Below are 15,152 nucleotides of genomic sequence, written 5' to 3' on the forward strand. Positions count from 1 at the left end.
GCGGTCGCGAATCTGTCTCCGGCCTCAGCCGCCCACTGCTCTCATGTAGTGTCCGTCCGTGGATATCCCGGACGCCGCCACGGTGAAGCGCACCACCTCGCTGAGGTAGCGGTCCTCCGATGCCTCGAAGATGCGCCCCTCGGCGTCCCGCGACGTGCGCGTGAGCCGCAGGATGGGCGTTCCTCGCGGCACGCGGAGAAGCGCGGCGTCCTGATCGTCGGCGGCGACCGCGTCGATGACGTGCTGCAGCGCGACGATCGGATGCCCGACCGACGCGAGGTACTCCGTGATCGACACCGCGTCGAGGTCGATTTCGAACAGCCGACGGCCGACGTCCTCGGTGTACGCGAGGCGCTCCAGCATCGTGGGACGGCCGTCGAGGAGCCGCAGGCGCACCACGCTCACGATGGTGTCGTCGCGTCCGACACCCAGCGCCGGGCCGAGATCGCCCGCGCGCCGCAGACTCAGCTCCTGTGTCTGCGCGCCAGGGGTGACGCCGAGGTCGCGCGCCCATCGGGTGAACGGGACGGAGACGTCCACGGCCTGATTCGCTTTGCGCGCCACCACGCGCGCCGGCCGGCCGCGGGTCGTCTCGATGAGGCCTTCCGCGCGAAGGGCCGCCAGCGCGTTGCGGATCGGACCGCGCGACGTGCGCCAGTGCTCCGCGAGCTCGGCTTCCGTGGGCACGTCATCGCCGGGGCGGAGCGTGCCGTCCGCGATCCGCGAACGGAGGTCGTCGGCGATCTGGGTGTACACAGCTTCGGCCACATAGGTACATTACTTCGTCCGGTCACAGGGTCGCGAGGGTGTTGTGGCGCTGTTCATCCAGGCGAATGGCGGGTGAACGCCGACTGAACTCTTCTGAGATAGGTATACATCTCAGCGAGGCTGCTGGGAGAGTCGTCCGTGGATCACTCCTCCCACCCTGAAAGGTCCTCATGAAGCTCCGCGCTCTCCCCGCCCTCGCCGGCGCTGCGATCCTCGCGTTCGGCCTCGCCGCCTGCTCCGGATCGGCCGATGCCACCGACGCCCCCGGCGACGCACAGTCGGCCGGTGGATTCGCCGTCGACGAGAACACCCTCGTCTTCGGCGTCGTCCCCGACTCGGTGGACACCGAGACGAACTACCAGCCGCTCATGGACTACATCGCCGAGGTCACCGGCAAGACCGTCGAGTACCACGAGTCCACCGACTACGCCGCGCTCATCGAGGCCGCCGTCGCCGGGAAGGTCGACGTCGCCTCGTTCTCCGGATTCACCTACGTCACCGCGACCAACAACGGCGCGAAGCTCACCCCGATCTCGTCCATCGTCACCGAGGAGGGCCAGGAGCCCGGCTACTACTCGCAGGCGATCGTCCCGGCGGACAGCGACATCTCCAGCCTCGAGGACTTCGCGGGCAAGAAGGTGTGCTTCGTGGACCCCTCGTCCACCTCCGGCTACCTCTTCCCGTCGTACAACCTCATCGAGGCGGGCGTGGACCCGAAGTCCGACATCACGCCCGTGTTCGCGGGCAAGCACGATGTGAGCGTGCAGAAGGTCGGCGAGGGCGTCGAGTGCGAGGCCGGTTTCGCCGAGGACTCCGAGGTCGAGAAGTCCGACAAGGTGAAGGTCATCGCCGAGACCATGGTCCCGGGTGCTCCGCTCGTCTACTCCTCGTCCCTGCCGGATGACGTGGCGAAGCAGCTCGTCGACGCCCTCGGCGAGGTCACGATCGACGACATCATCGCGGCGGGCATCGACAGCGCGGACTCCGACGCGTTCCGCAGCGTGTTCTTCGCCACCAAGCCGGTGGACGACGCCTACTACGACCTCATCCGCGACATCTGCGCCGAGACCGAAGCCGAGCAGTGCCAGGGCTGACGCCCCGCGCCTGACGACAGGAGAAGCCATGACCGCGGCATCCGACACCCTCATCCGCCTCGCCGGCGTCACCAAGACCTTCGGCAGCACCACCGCCCTGAAGGACGTCACGCTCGAGGTGGCGCGGGGAGAGATCGTCGTGCTGCTCGGGCTCTCCGGTTCCGGCAAGTCCACGCTGCTGCGCCATCTCGACGGCCTGGAGCTCCCCAGCTCCGGGTCGGTCGAGGTGCTCGGCGCATCCGTTCCCTCGACGAAAGGTCGGGCGCTGCGGGAACTCCGCAGCAGCGTGGGCTTCATCTTCCAGCAGTTCGAGCTCGTGCCCTCCCTGACCGTTCTGGAGAACGTGCTGACCGGATCGCTGTCGCGGATGCGCGGCCCGCGGCTCGGGCTGTGGAGCTACCCCCGCGCCGCGAAGCTGACCGCGCTGGAGCATCTCGACCGCGTCGGCCTCCTCGACCGTGCCTATCAGCGCAGCGACACCCTGTCCGGGGGTCAGCAGCAGCGGGTGGCGATCGCCCGGGCGCTCATGCAGAAGCCGGCGATCCTCCTCGCCGACGAGCCCGTCGCCTCGCTCGATCCGGAGTCGAGCGAGCAGGTGATGGCCCTCATCCGCGAGATCGCCGCCGACGAAGGACTCACTGTCGTGTGCAGCCTCCACCAGGTCGACCTCGCGATCAGCTGGGCCGACCGGATCGTGGGTCTCCGACACGGCGAGGTCGTCCTGGACACCCCGACGGACGGACTCTCCAAAGCCGAGGTGATGGAGATCTACGGCCGCGTCGCGACGACGACGGCGGAGATCCGTGCCGTGCAGGTGGAGCTCGTCGACGCCGTGACCGCGGTGGGGGCGTCATGACGGCGGTGGGGGCGTCGACACGGGGCGCTTCGACAGGCTCAGCGACCCAGGGTGGCGGCTCAGCGACCCAGGGTGGCGGCTCAGCGACCCGGGGTGGCGGCTCAGTGGCCCGGGGTGGCGGGAGCGTCGCGGAGCGGGCGCCGAAGCGGCCGCTGTCCGCGGAGCGCATCGCAGCGGGACTCACTCTCCTCGTCCTCGTCGTGCTCGGCATCCTCGCGGTGCGCGACGTGGGGATCTCGATCCCGGCGATGGTCCAGAGCTGGGGCAACGCCGAGAACTTCCTCGGCCGCGTCGGCGGGCTCTCCTTCCCCGCGCCGGCCGACCTCGCCTGGCTCATCGCGCTGACCGTCGGCCTTGTGCTCGTCGGCACGCTGCTCGCGGCCGTGCTCTCCGTGCCCATCGCCTACCTCGCCGCCGCCAACACCACCCCGGGCGCGGGCTGGCGCGCGGCCGCCCGATTCATCGGCGTCCTCACCCGCGCGCTGCCGGACGTGGTGCTGGCCATGGCGTTCGTGCTCATGTTCTCGCTCGGCACGCTGCCCGGCATCCTCGCCATCGGCATCCACTCGATCGGCATGATCTCCAAGATGTTCGCGGACGCCATCGAGCAGATCGACGAAGGGCCACGTCTCGCGATCCGCGCCGCCGGGGGCTCGAAGCTGCAGGAGTTCACGGCGGGCATCCTGCCGCAGGTGCTGCCGAGCTGGGTGGCCACAGTGCTGCACCGCAACGACATCAATCTGCGCGGGAGCGTCGTGCTCGGCTACGTGGGCGTCGCCGGCCTCGGGCTCGAGATGTCCTACGCCTTCAAGTCGCTGAACTACGGCAAGGGCCTCGGGATCGCGCTCGTGATCTTCGTGCTCTGCATCGTGATGGAGATCGTCTCGAGCACGGTGCGCGGCGCGATGCTCGGCGAGCAGAAGCAGACGCGGTCCTGGATGGACCGGATCGTGCATCCGCGCATGCGCCGGCGGCCGTCCGCCTCCGCCGCCGATCGCCCCGCGTGGGCGGAGAGCCCGCAGACCGCGGTGCGCCGTCCGTGGACCGCCCAGCGGGTGCGTCACACGGCCGCCGGGATCGTCGCGGTCCTCGTCGTGGTCGGCAGCGTCGTCGTGAGCCAGATCACCTGGTCGGATCTCTTCACCTTCTGGGCGAAGCTGCCCGACGTCGCCGCCCGGTTCTGGCCGCCGTCGTTCGGCAGCTACGACACGGTCGCGATGCTGGAGGCCATGCGGGAGACCGTCGCGATCGCGCTCGCGGCCACCGTCCTCACCCTCCTGCCGTCGCTGCTGCTCGGCTCGTTCGCCGCGCGCAACGTGGCCCCGCATGCCGCAGGGCGCGGCACCGCCCGTCTGCTCCTCGTGGGCATCCGCGGCATCCCGGAGCTGATCCTCGCCATCGTCCTCGTCGTCATCACGGGTCTCGGCGCGCAGGCCGGCGTCATCGCTCTCGCGATCGGCGGGGTCGGACTGCTCGGCAAGCTCATCGCCGACTCCTTCGAGGAGGTCGACCGCGGGCCCGAGCGCGCTCTGCGGGCGGTGGGCGCCACCCGGATGCAGACGTACACGTCGGCCACGCTGACGCAGGGCACCCGCGCGCTCATCGGGCACAGCTTCTACATGCTCGACACCAACATCCGCGCAGCCACGATCCTCGGCATCGTCGGCGGCGGCGGGGTCGGCTACTACCTGCTGAACGCCAGCCAGGGCTCGCGCTACGAGACGGTGACCGCGATCGTGCTGATGATCCTCGTGACCGTGCTCGCCGTCGAGGGGCTCGCGATGTGGATGAGGAAGGTGTTCCGATGAACGGGGCGAAGCAGAACCCCGACGTCGTCGTCGTCGGTGCAGGCATCGTCGGCCTCGGGGCCGCGTACGCGGCCGTGCGCCGGGGGCTCCGCGTCGTTGTGGTCGACCGCAGCGCGACCCCGACCGGCGCCACGATCCGGAACTTCGGCCACCTCTGCATCGGCGCGCAGGGCGGGGAGGCACGGCGATACGCGGATGCCTCGCGCGATCTCTGGCTGCAGCTCGCCAGGGACGCGGGCTTCTGGATCCGCGAGTCGGGCACGCTCGTCGCGGCCCGGCATGAGGACGAGCTCGCCGTGATGACCGCGGCGGCGCAGGACGGCGGCATCCGGATGCTGGAGGCCGATGAGCTCCTCCGCCGCGCCCCGCTGCGTCGGGACGGCCTCGTCGGCGGCGCCCTCATCGAGGCCGACCTGCAGACGGACCCGCGGACCGCGGCGACGGCCATCGTGCGGCACCTGACGGCCCGGGGCGTCGAGTTCCGCTTCCGCACCGCGGTGACGGCGCTCGGCGCAGGGCGGGTGGAGACCACGCGCGGTGCGATCGACGCCGGGGCCGTCGTGGTGGCGGTCAACCACGACATCGATCAGCTCCTGCCCGAGGTCGCCGAGCGCCACGGCGTGATGCGTTGTGCGCTCGACATGATGCGGGCGGCGGTCTCGTTCCCGCGACCGCTGACCGCGCCCCTGCTGACCGGCTGGTCGCTCATCCGGTACGGGCGGTTCGCCGATGGACCGGAGGCCCGAGTCCTGCGCGAGCGTCTGCACGCCGAGCGCCCCGACCTCGCGGCCCTCGACCTCAACCAGATGTACACGCAGCTTCCCGACGGCACGCTCATCCTGGGTGACTCGCATGCCACCGGCGCCGCCCCCTCGCCGTTCCAGCCCGAGGCCGCGTTCACCGCGTTCCTCAGCGAGGCCGAGGCCCTGTTCGAGTGGGGTGCACCACGGATCATCGAGCGGTGGCAGGGCGTGTACGCGAAAGCCCCCGGCGAGTTCCTCGTCGACCGCGGAGACGACGGTGCGCTCGTGCTCGCCGCCACCACCGGCATCGGCATGACCTGCGGCCTCGGGCTCGCCGACCTGCACCTCACCGCCGCCCTCGGCGGCACCCCTGCTCTGGAAGGAACCCCATGACCACTCCCATCGAACTCGTCGTCCTCGACATGGCCGGCACCACCGTCGTGGACGACGGCGTGGTGGAGCAGGCGTTCCAGCGCGCCGCCGAACGCACCGGCGTCGCCGCACGGCTGCCCTGGGACGATGCCCTCGGCTATGTCAGGAAGACCATGGGACAGTCCAAGCTCGATGTCTTCCTGCACCTGGCCGACGGCGATGCGGTCGCGGCACGGCAGGCCACGGCGGCGTTCGAGGCCGCGTACGCCGAGATCGTCGCCGAAGACGGCGTCGCGGAGATCCCCGGGGCGGCGGACGCGATCCAGGGCTTGAAGGACGCCGGGCTCACCGTCGCACTGACCACCGGGTTCGCGCCGGTCACCCGACAGGCGATCCTCGACGGCCTCGGGTGGGGAGGGCTCATCGACCTCGCGCTCTCCCCGGTCGACGCCGGCCGCGGACGCCCCGCGCCCGACCTCGTCCTCACCGCCCTTCTGCGCACGGGAGCGTCCGCGGTGCAGGCTGTGGCCGTCGCCGGCGACACCGTGAGCGACGTCGAGTCGGGCCGCCGCGCGGGTGCCGGTTTCGTCGCAGGAGTGCTCACCGGCGCCCACGATCGCGCGGCTCTGAGCGGAGCGGGCGCCCACGCCGTGCTCCCCGACGTCACGGCGCTGCGGGGGGCTCTGGCCCAGCGAGAGCTCCTTCCCGCTGCCGTCGCCTCCGTCTGAGAGTCGAGTCATGGGAACGCTGCTGATCCGCCCGCCCGGACACCGGAGGGACGTCGCGCTGCGCCCCGCGGCCACCGCGATGGTCTGGGTCGGCGAAGGGCATCCGCACGAGACGATCGCGGTCCCGGGGGTCGCGCTCGGCGATCAGGACGTGCTCGTCGCCGTGGAGATGTCCACGATCTGCGGGTCGGACGTGCACACCGTGCAGGGGCGCCGGTCCGCGCCGGCGCCGCTCGTCCTCGGGCACGAGAGCGTCGGTCGCGTCATCGCGATGGGCGATGACGGTGCGGACGCGGTGGACGGCACGCCGCTGCGGATCGGCGACCGTGTGGTGTGGTCGGTGACGGTGTCGTGCGGCACCTGCGACCGCTGTCGGCGCGGCCTCACGCAGAAGTGCCGTGTTCTCGGCAAGTACGGCCACGACCGTGTCGGCGCCCACGGCGACCTGACAGGGGCGTTCGCCAGCCACGTGCAGCTGCGGGCGGGCACCGCGATCGTGCGCGTGCCGGAGGCGCTGCCCGCTGCGGTGCTGGCGCCGGCCGCCTGCGCGACAGCGACCGCGTGGGCCGCGGTGGCGCGTGCCGCCCGTGACATCGACCTCGACGGCGCCGCGGTGCGCATCCACGGCGCGGGTCTCGTGGGGATCAGTGCCGCCGCGATCGCCGCCGAGCACGGTGCCGTCGTCGAGGTGCGCGATCCGGACGACGACCGGCGCGCCTTCGCCTCCCGGTTCGGGGCCACCGCGCTCGACCGCGACCCCGACGTCGTCATCGAGGCCTCAGGGCATGCCGTCGGGAAGGCCCTCGCGGGCGTCGCCGTCGGCGGGACGGCGGTCCTCGTCGGCAGCGTGTTCCCCGCAGCCCCGGTCCCGCTGGACGCGGAGGATCTCGTCCGCCGACTCATCACGGTCGCGGGGGTACACAACTACGGTGCCGACGACCTCGCTGCAGCGGCGTCGTTCCTCGCGGGGCGCGGGCGCGCGTATCCGTTCAGCGAGGCCGTGGGTGCGGTGCGATCGCTCCTCGACATCGACGCCGCCCTCACGGAAGCCACAGCGCCGGGAGCCCCGCTGCGGGTCGGTCTCGTGCCGGGGCGCTGAGACCTCAGTCGGACCCGGTGCGCCGGGGCCCCGCAGGGTGCAGCCCCTCGGCGTGGAAGGCGAGCAGTCGCACCGCGGCGTCGACGCTCGCCGACAGGATCTCGTCCGGATCGCCGGTCAGGGCCAGTCTCCGGTGCCCCGCATCGTCGGCGGTCGCCCAGCCCAGGTAGACCGTGCCCGCGGGGTGACCGCCCTCCGGACCCGGCCCGCCCACGCCGGTGGTCGAGACGCAGATGTCGGCGTCGAAGAGCTCCCGCGCTCCCGTGGCGAGCTGCTCGGCGCAGGCCGCGGAGGTCGGGTCGGTCCCCGGGGTCAACCCCAGCACCCGCTCCTTCACCTCCGTGAAGTACGCGACGATGCCGCCGGCGAACCAGCCGGAGGCCCCCTCGCCGGCGCCGATCGTGTTCGCGAGGCGTCCGGACGTGAGCGACTCGGCCACGCTCACGCGCAGGCCTCGGCTGCGGGCGAGCTCGCCGAGGCGTTCGAGGTCGGGGGTCTCGTTCGGTGCGGTCATCGGGCGCTCCTCTCATCGGTTCCGCCAGGCTACGGGTGCCGCGGAGCCCTGATGGAGGGGATTGACAACCGTGGCCGCGTCAAGCCCCTGGAGGGCACTCATCCTGCGCGCCATCGTCGGACCGTGGTCACACCGACGAAGGAGGCGGACATGGCGGAGGATGCGCGCGACACCGCGGGAATGCGGGCGGTCTTCTGGATCTGGGCGGGGATCATCGGCGTCGGGCTCGCCGTGATGATCGGCCTGCCGCTGGGAGGGCGATGACGATGCGCTCGCGGATCAAGGACCACGCCCTCAGCCTCTTCTTCCTCGCGCTGTTCGCGCTCGCGCTCGCGGGCCAGGCGCTCGCGGGCTACCTCCGCAACAACGAGGAGCTCCTCGACCACGGGCAGCGGGCGATCGGCTTCGGGGACTTCCTCTGGTCGTCCGACTTCGCCGTCGACGTCGCCGAGAACTGGCAGTCGGAGTTCCTGCAGTTCTTCCTCTTCATCGCTGCGACGATCTGGTTCGTGCAGAAGGGATCGCCGGAGTCGAAGAAGCCCGGCGATGAGGGGCCGGGCAGCGATGCGGATCAGCTCGTCGGCCCGCACGCCCGCCCGGATTCGCCGCGGTGGGCCCGGGCGGGCGGATGGCGAGCCGCCGTGTTCGGCAACTCGCTGCTGATCGTGATGGGGGCGGTGTTCGTGCTGTCCTGGTTCGCGCAGTCGCTCGCCGGCACGGTCGTCATGAACGAGGAGAACGCGATGCACGGCGTCGCCGCGATCACCTGGGCCGACTACGTGACCAGCTCGGACTTCTGGGACCGCACGCTGCAGAACTGGCAGTCCGAGTTCCTCGCGGTCGGGACGATGGTCGCGTTCGCGATCTACCTCCGGCAGCGGGGGTCAGCGGAGTCCAAGCCCGTCGGCACCCCGCACCATCAGTCGGCCTTGGAGTCCGATTGAGAGAGCTCGTCGTTGACGTCGGCCTGCGAGAGCCGCTCGTCGTCGGCGTCGTAGCCCGGACGCGCCTCCTGCAGCGGCTGGTCGGAGAACTCACCACCGAGGCGTCCGCCGAAGGGCCGGCCGTGGTCGGCGAACTCCTCGCGGGCGAAGACCAGCTCCCACGGGCCCACCGTGAAGCGGGATCCGGTGCGCAGCGTCTCGGTGCGCTCGCCGGGGTGGGTGGCGTCCGCGTCGGGGTTGGAGTTCATCTCGCCGTCGGCGTGCAGGGTCACCACGTACTCGTCGCGGTCGTCGTGCACGACCGTCGCGTGCACGGGCTCGGTGTCGGCGAGGCGCAGCTCGTTCCCTGCGGCGGAACCGATGCGCACCTCCTCCATGTCGAGCGCGAACTCCGTGCGCTCGTCGTCGCGCCGCACGCGCAGTCGCGGGTTGCCCGCGCCGCGCTCGGCGTGGGTGGTGCCGGGCGTGTAGCCCTCCTCGGGACGGTCGTCGATGTGGCGGTCAGTCATGGCGGTGCCCTCCTCGGGTGTCGATGATTCGAGGCTAACCCCCGCATGGATCGTGCGCAGGGCCTTGACTTCGACGCCTGCGTCGCCCTCCGAGGCCGATTTGCCGCGCGCCCCGTCCGAGGGCTTACCCTCTACCCATAGGCCGATCCCGGCAGTGTCCGCCGGGCTGAGGACCACCCGACCGAGGAGCATCACCCGATGGGCAAGTTCATCTACGAAGGCAGCGTGAAGACCGAGATCGAGGATCGGGCGCTCACGCACCTGCAGCTCGTGATCACGGCCAAGCTGCGCCGCGGCGAGCCGTTCCCGTTCAGCTGGCGTGAGGACGCCAGCGTGGGCGGCGGCCGGACCACCGTCTGGATCCAGCCGGGCAGCTCGCTCGTCTTCAAGTACTTCGGCAGCCGGCAGCCCGCCGTCAACCGAGCCTGGATCGAGGCGCTCGCCTTCACCGCCAACGCTCCCACCGGGCTTTACCTCGTTCCCGAGCCCGCCGAGAACGCCGAGCCCCCGCACGGCGACGCCCCCTCCGCCGGCTGAGGCCGGTTTCCCGGAGAGCGCCCGGGGCTGTCAACCCCCTGCCGTCCGCCCTCCGAAGCCGCGAGGCTCGATCACGACCTGATCGTCAGCCCCATGACAGGAGGAGCGGAAATGACCGACACCACCCGCGACGGCGGCCTCACCGACCCCCGACACGCGCACCACGAGGACGGGTTCCCGGCGCAGAGCCAGGACCAGCCGGGCCTCACCGAGAAGACCACCCCGGAGCCCGACCACGGCGAGCAGTCCTACGTCGGCCACGGGCGGCTCGAGGGGCGGCGTGCCCTCATCACCGGCGGCGACTCGGGGATCGGGCGTGCCGTCGCGATCGCCTTCGCCCGCGAGGGCGCAGACGTGGCCATCGTGCACATGCCCGAGGAGCAGGAGGATGCGGAGGAGACGCTCGCGCTCGTCCGCGAGGCCGGTCGCACCGGCGTCAGCATCCCCGGCGACGTCCGCGAGGAGGCCTTCGCGACCGACGCCGTGCACCGCGCGCGCCGCGAACTCGGCGGACTCGATGTGCTCGTCCTCAACGCGGCCTACCAGCACGACATCGACGGCTTCGAGAACCTCGACACCGAGAAGATGCGTCGAGTGTTCGACACGAACCTCGCCGGTCTCGTCTTCTCGGCACGTGCCGCCTTCCCTGACCTCGAGCCCGGATCCAGCATCATCGTGACCTCGTCGGTGCAGTCGGCGCAGCCGTCACCGGGTCTCATCGACTACGCCATGACGAAGGCAGCACAGGTCGCGTTCGTCAAGGCGCTCGCAGAGGAGGCAGGGCCGCGCGGCGTGCGCGTCAACGCCGTCGCGCCCGGTCCGATCTGGACGCCGCTGATCCCCGCGACCGGATGGGGGCCGGAGCGCCTGGAGACGTTCGGGCAGGACACGCCGCTGGGGCGCGCCGGCCAGCCCGCGGAACTCGCCGGAGCCTACGTGTACCTCGCCTCGGCGGAGTCGTCGTACGTGTCCGGAGCAGTCCTCGCGGTGACGGGCGGCAAGCCGCTCTGATCCGCGTGAGGAGGGCGCAGGCGGCGGGGAGGCAGGACCCCGCCGCCTAAGCTTGTCTGGTGCAGAGACCCGCGACATCCGGACCCCTCGTGGGCGTCGCCCTCGTCATCGGATCCTGCCTCTCCCTGCCGTTCGGCGCCGCCGTCGCCGCGCAGCTCTTCCCCGTCCTCGGGCCGTGGGGCGTGACATCGCTCCGCGTCGCGATCGCCGCGCTGCTGCTGGTCGTCATCGTGCGACCGCGGCCCCGCGCCTGGACCCGGTCGCAGTGGCTCGCCGCGGTGCTGTTCGGGGTGTCGCTCGCGGCGATGAACGGCTTCTTCTACGCGGCCATCGACCGCATCCCCCTGGGGCCGGCCGTGGCGATCGAGTTCCTCGGGCCGCTCGTGCTCGCCGCTGTGCTGACCCGTCGTCTCCGGGATGCGGTGTGGGTGGGTGTGGCCCTGCTCGGCATGGCGCTGCTCGGCGTGGACGGCCTCGTCGGAGCCGAGCCCCTCGACCCGCTCGGCGTGGTCTTCATCCTCATCGCGGCCGGATTCTGGGTCATGTACATCCGGATGAGCGCGCGCGTCGGCGCCCTCATCCCCGGCAGCAGCGGGCTCGCGATGGGGCTCGTCGTCGCGGCCGTGCTCCTCATCCCCGTGGGTGTGCCCGCGGCGGCGACCGTGGCGCTGGACCCGCAGCTCCTCCTGCTCGCGGCGGTCACCGCGGTGCTCTCGTCCGTCATCCCGTACAGCTTCGAGCTCGCGGCGCTCCGTCGGCTCCCGCAGCGGGTGTTCGGGGTGCTGCTGAGCCTCGAGCCGTCGTTCGCGACCCTCGCCGGGTGGCTCATCCTCGGACAGGACGCCACGCCGCTGCGGCTGCTCGCGGTGGCGCTCGTGATCGCGGCGAGCGTCGGGACCACTCTCGGCGTGCGCCGCGACCGGAGGGGCGACGGTGCCGCGGGACCGTTCACCGCTCCGATCCCGCTTCCGGACTGACCCCTCCGGCCGAGCGGCTCTCACGCCCGGACGACGGCAGGCTGCGGCAGCGGGTAGCGGCGGCGCAGGATCACCCGCTGCACGAGGGTCCACACCACCGTGACCGTGAGATAGAGCGCGGCGGCCAGGGGGACGAAGGCCGCGAACACCGCGGTGAGGTAGTGCAGCGCCGACATCATCCGCAGCATGCCGGGGGAGCTGAGCGGGGAGTCGTCGCCTTCGACGGGGACCGGCCGGAACACCCGCCGGGTGACCTCGGCGACGGCGATCATCACGGCCAGCAGCACGCCGAAGACCGCGAACGTCGCCGGGGTCGCGGTGCCGCCGAAGAGGGCCGACACCAGGCTCGTGCCGAGCGGGGCACCGAAGAGGTCGTGGGTGAGCAACTCGTTCGGGTGTCCGGCGATCTCCGGTCGCAGGAACAGGGTGTACAACAGCCCGACGACGGGTGCCTGCGCCAGCACGGGCAGCATCCCTGCGAAGGGCGAGGTGTTCTCGGCCCGGTAAAGCGCCATCATCTCCTGCTGCAGGCGCTCCGGGTTCTTCCGGTGGCGCTGCTGCAGCGCGCGCAGCTTCGGGGCGAGGCGGGCTCTGGTCTGCTCGGCTCGGGCCTGGGAGATGCCGACAGGGATGAGGAGGGCGCGCACGAGGAGGGTCACCAGGACCACGGCGAGGGCGGCGGCGGAGGGGCCGGCGAGGGGTTCGAGAAGGGTGGAGGGGCCGTTCAAGGCACCGTAGGCGGCGTCCAGGAGCGCGGCGAGGGGAGGGAAGGCGAAGATGTCCACGGGAAGGTCCGTTCGATGAGGTCGGGAAGGGTCGGCGAAGGCCGCGCGGTCCCGGTCGGACGGACTACGCGGCGGTCGCGACTCCCGGCGCTCGCGGACGAGGGTGCCCGGCGGCATCCGGATCGCTCTGCGGGAGGAGCGTTCCGACATCGATCGCCCGCAGCGGGTGCGGGGCATCGGCGGAGGTCTGGTGGCGCACGCTCAGTGCGAGTGCGAGCGTGAGGACGGTGACGGCGAGCAGCGCGATCGCGAGGCCGAGCGCGGCGGCATCCGGCATCGTCACAAGGCCGATCGCGGCCGCGACGAAGCCGAGCATCTGCCCGAACCACTCGCTCATGCCGCGAGCTTACCCCGTTCGAATCGCCTGAATCGCTGTATCCGGGCCGCCGATGGAGCCATTCAGGCGATTCGAAGGCGTACCGTCGGGGTATGGCGACAGAAGAACTTCTGGGAGTGGAGAATCCGATCGTGCTGGGGGCGTTCGGGGGGACCTCGTCGGTGGAGCTGACGGCGGCGGTGAGCGCGGCCGGCGGGCTCGGATCCTACGGTCTCTACGGCTACGACGGGGACCGGATCCGGGAGGTCGGGGCCGAGCTGCACCGCGCCACCGACCGCCCCTTCGCGCTGAACATCTGGCTGCCCCTGGGTGACGAGGCCGTGCCGAACCCGCAGCACACGGTCTTCGCGCAGGCGCTGGAGCCGTTCTACGAGGCCGTCGGGGTTCCGGTGCCGGCACGCCCCGAGCGCTACATGCCCGACCTCGACGAGCAGCTCGACGCGGTCTGGGAGGTCGCCCCCGCCGTGCTGAGCGTGGTGTTCGGGGTGCCGTCGCCCGCCGTCGTCGCCGAGGCCCGCGACCGCGGCATCCGGGTCGTCGGCACCGCCACCACGGTCGCCGAAGCGGTCGCGCTCGCCGAAGCCGGTGTCGATGCCGTCGTCGCGTCCGGAGCCGAGGCGGCCGGGCACCGCGTGTCGTTCTTGCGCCCCGCGACCGAGTCGCTCGTCGGCACCATCGCGCTCGTGCCCCAGGTCGTGGACGCCGTCGACGTGCCGGTCATCGCCGCCGGCGGGATCGCCGACCGCCGTGGGGTCGCGGCGGCCTTCGCCCTCGGTGCCTCCGGCGTGCAGGTGGGGACGGCGTTCCTCGCGACCGCCGAGTCCGCCGCGACCGCAGCGCACCGCGACGCCATCCGGACCACTGCCGCCGACGAGACCGTGCTGACGAAGGCGATGAGCGGACGCCTCGCCCGCGGAGCCCGCAACCGCGCAGTCCGCGCGATCGAGGCCAGCGGCACGATCGCTCCGTTCCCGATGCAGAACTGGCTCACCGGACGCTTCCGCGCGGCGGCAGGAGAGCAGAATCTCGGCGAGCTGCAGTCGCTGTGGATGGGGCAGGCCGCCCCGCTCGCGCGCGGGACGACCGCCGCCGAGGTCTTCGCAGAGCTCGCCGCCGGAGTCCCCGGCCGTTGAGAACGCCGACCGCTGAGCGGCGGAGCGCTACAGGATGACGGTCGAGCGGCCGTGCACGATCACGCGGTCCTCGGCATGCCACTGCACGGCACGGGCGAGCACCAGACGCTCGACGTCGGCGCCCCGGCTCTGCAGCTCGGCCGCGGACTCGGAGTGCGTGACCCGCGTGACGTCCTGCTCGATGATCGGCCCCTCGTCGAGGTCGGCTGTGGCGTAGTGCGCCGTGGCACCGATCAGCTTCACGCCGCGCTCCTTCGCCCTGGCGTAGGGGTTCGCGCCGATGAAGGCGGGCAGGAACGAGTGATGGATGTTGATGACCGGGGCCTCGAGGCGCGTGATGAAGTCGTCGCTGAGGATCTGCATGTACCGGGCGAGCACGACGAGATCGACGTTGCCGCGGAGGAGGTCGAGCTGACGCTCCTCCATCGCCTGCTTGTCCGTCGAGGGGATGTGCACGAACGGCACTCCGAAGGAGCGGACCGCCTCGGCGAGGTCGGGGTGGTTCGAGACGACCATGGTGATGTCGATGTCGAGCTGCCCCCGCTGCGTGCGCCAGAGCAGCTCCATGAGGCAGTGGTCGTACTTCGAGACGAAGATCGCCACGCGCTTGCGCCGGGCGACGTCGTGCAGCGACCACTCCATGCCGAAGCGCTCCGCGACCGCCGCGATGTCGGCCTCCAGGGCGGGGCGCGCGGCGGACAGGCCGTCGAGGTGGATGACCGTCCGCTGGAAGAATCGGCCACCCTCGGAGTCGGTCGAGTGCTGGTCGAGCGAGATGATGTTCGCCCCGTGCCGGGCGAGCACGCCGGCGACCGCGGCGACGATGCCGGGCTGGTCGTCGCAGGCGATCAGCAGTCGGGCGGTATCGGGCTGGGTCATGGCTGCTCCTCGGGGTGTGCATCGATTCTGCCGTGTCGCGCGGGCGGGGAGCGAATCG

At 71.7% G+C, this 15,152-nt stretch carries 17 protein-coding genes; 11 read left to right on the forward strand and 6 right to left on the reverse strand.

Features of this window, described 5'->3' with window-relative positions; translation table 11 throughout:
- Nucleotides 1–24 precede the first annotated feature (24 nt).
- Nucleotides 25–768: a GntR family transcriptional regulator gene (locus AB1285_RS01745; protein WP_232089093.1), complete on the reverse strand. Its 744-nt coding sequence runs from the start codon at nucleotides 766–768 to the stop codon at nucleotides 25–27.
- Between the two features lie 170 nt (nucleotides 769–938).
- Between AB1285_RS01745 and phnD the strand changes: the two genes are divergently transcribed.
- From phnD to AB1285_RS01775, 6 genes are read left to right on the forward strand one after another with little or no spacing between them, the layout of a single operon-like run.
- Nucleotides 939–1,862, forward strand: a complete 924-nt coding sequence (gene phnD / locus AB1285_RS01750) for a phosphate/phosphite/phosphonate ABC transporter substrate-binding protein (RefSeq protein WP_187662337.1) — start codon at nucleotides 939–941, stop codon at nucleotides 1,860–1,862.
- Between the two features lie 28 nt (nucleotides 1,863–1,890).
- Complete coding sequence (gene phnC, locus AB1285_RS01755) at nucleotides 1,891–2,718, forward strand: phosphonate ABC transporter ATP-binding protein (RefSeq protein WP_268776633.1); 828 nt, start codon at nucleotides 1,891–1,893, stop codon at nucleotides 2,716–2,718.
- Nucleotides 2,715–4,526 (forward strand): phosphonate ABC transporter, permease protein PhnE, encoded by a 1,812-nt coding sequence (gene phnE / locus AB1285_RS01760; protein WP_370428611.1) that lies wholly within the window; start codon nucleotides 2,715–2,717, stop codon nucleotides 4,524–4,526. Before phnC ends, phnE begins: the two co-directional genes overlap by 4 nt.
- A complete protein-coding gene (locus tag AB1285_RS01765) occupies nucleotides 4,523–5,662 on the forward strand; it encodes a TIGR03364 family FAD-dependent oxidoreductase (protein ID WP_363446659.1) in 1,140 nt (379 codons plus the stop codon). Before phnE ends, AB1285_RS01765 begins: the two co-directional genes overlap by 4 nt.
- Nucleotides 5,659–6,369 (forward strand): HAD family hydrolase, encoded by a 711-nt coding sequence (locus AB1285_RS01770; protein ID WP_187662334.1) that lies wholly within the window; start codon nucleotides 5,659–5,661, stop codon nucleotides 6,367–6,369. Before AB1285_RS01765 ends, AB1285_RS01770 begins: the two co-directional genes overlap by 4 nt.
- Before the next feature lie 10 nt (nucleotides 6,370–6,379).
- The gene (locus tag AB1285_RS01775) at nucleotides 6,380–7,468 is read left to right on the forward strand and encodes an alcohol dehydrogenase catalytic domain-containing protein (RefSeq protein WP_370428612.1); all 1,089 of its coding nucleotides are present in this window, start codon (nucleotides 6,380–6,382) and stop codon (nucleotides 7,466–7,468) included.
- Nucleotides 7,469–7,472: 4 nt separating this feature from the next.
- Here the strand turns inward: AB1285_RS01775 and AB1285_RS01780 are convergent, their stop codons facing one another.
- Nucleotides 7,473–7,982, reverse strand: coding sequence for a CinA family protein (locus AB1285_RS01780; RefSeq protein ID WP_363589837.1), 510 nt, complete (start codon nucleotides 7,980–7,982; stop codon nucleotides 7,473–7,475).
- A gap of 266 nt (nucleotides 7,983–8,248) precedes the next feature.
- On the opposite strand from AB1285_RS01780, the gene AB1285_RS01785 reads away from it, so the two are divergent.
- Complete coding sequence (locus AB1285_RS01785; RefSeq protein WP_315638431.1) at nucleotides 8,249–8,926, forward strand: DUF6766 family protein; 678 nt, start codon at nucleotides 8,249–8,251, stop codon at nucleotides 8,924–8,926.
- Here the strand turns inward: AB1285_RS01785 and AB1285_RS01790 are convergent.
- Nucleotides 8,902–9,435, reverse strand: coding sequence for an FHA domain-containing protein (locus AB1285_RS01790; RefSeq protein WP_187662331.1), 534 nt, complete (start codon nucleotides 9,433–9,435; stop codon nucleotides 8,902–8,904). The genes AB1285_RS01785 and AB1285_RS01790 overlap by 25 nt on opposite strands.
- A gap of 198 nt (nucleotides 9,436–9,633) precedes the next feature.
- On the opposite strand from AB1285_RS01790, the gene AB1285_RS01795 reads away from it, so the two are divergent.
- From AB1285_RS01795 to AB1285_RS01805, 3 genes are all read left to right on the forward strand, one after another.
- On the forward strand, nucleotides 9,634–9,972 hold the full coding sequence (locus tag AB1285_RS01795) for an ATP-dependent DNA ligase (RefSeq protein WP_187662330.1): 339 nt from the start codon (nucleotides 9,634–9,636) through the stop codon (nucleotides 9,970–9,972).
- Nucleotides 9,973–10,083: 111 nt separating this feature from the next.
- The gene (locus AB1285_RS01800; RefSeq protein ID WP_259954306.1) at nucleotides 10,084–10,983 is read left to right on the forward strand and encodes an SDR family oxidoreductase; all 900 of its coding nucleotides are present in this window, start codon (nucleotides 10,084–10,086) and stop codon (nucleotides 10,981–10,983) included.
- Nucleotides 10,984–11,042: 59 nt separating this feature from the next.
- A complete protein-coding gene (locus tag AB1285_RS01805; protein WP_370428613.1) occupies nucleotides 11,043–11,960 on the forward strand; it encodes an EamA family transporter in 918 nt (305 codons plus the stop codon).
- A 20-nt stretch (nucleotides 11,961–11,980) separates the two neighbouring features.
- Here AB1285_RS01805 and AB1285_RS01810 read toward each other — a convergent pair whose 3' ends face one another.
- The gene (locus AB1285_RS01810) at nucleotides 11,981–12,745 is read right to left on the reverse strand and encodes a YidC/Oxa1 family membrane protein insertase (protein ID WP_280564962.1); all 765 of its coding nucleotides are present in this window, start codon (nucleotides 12,743–12,745) and stop codon (nucleotides 11,981–11,983) included.
- 64 nt (nucleotides 12,746–12,809) lie between these two features.
- Complete coding sequence (locus tag AB1285_RS01815) at nucleotides 12,810–13,082, reverse strand: DUF6412 domain-containing protein (protein ID WP_280564960.1); 273 nt, start codon at nucleotides 13,080–13,082, stop codon at nucleotides 12,810–12,812.
- Nucleotides 13,083–13,174: 92 nt separating this feature from the next.
- Between AB1285_RS01815 and AB1285_RS01820 the strand changes: the two genes are divergently transcribed.
- Entirely contained in the window at nucleotides 13,175–14,215 is a 1,041-nt protein-coding gene (locus AB1285_RS01820) for an NAD(P)H-dependent flavin oxidoreductase (RefSeq protein ID WP_187662326.1), read from the forward strand.
- 27 nt (nucleotides 14,216–14,242) lie between these two features.
- Here the strand turns inward: AB1285_RS01820 and purU are convergent, their stop codons facing one another.
- On the reverse strand, nucleotides 14,243–15,094 hold the full coding sequence (gene purU, locus AB1285_RS01825; RefSeq protein ID WP_187662325.1) for a formyltetrahydrofolate deformylase: 852 nt from the start codon (nucleotides 15,092–15,094) through the stop codon (nucleotides 14,243–14,245).
- Nucleotides 15,095–15,152: the final 58 nt, after the last annotated feature.

The organism is Microbacterium sp. NRRL B-14842, assembly GCF_050470785.1.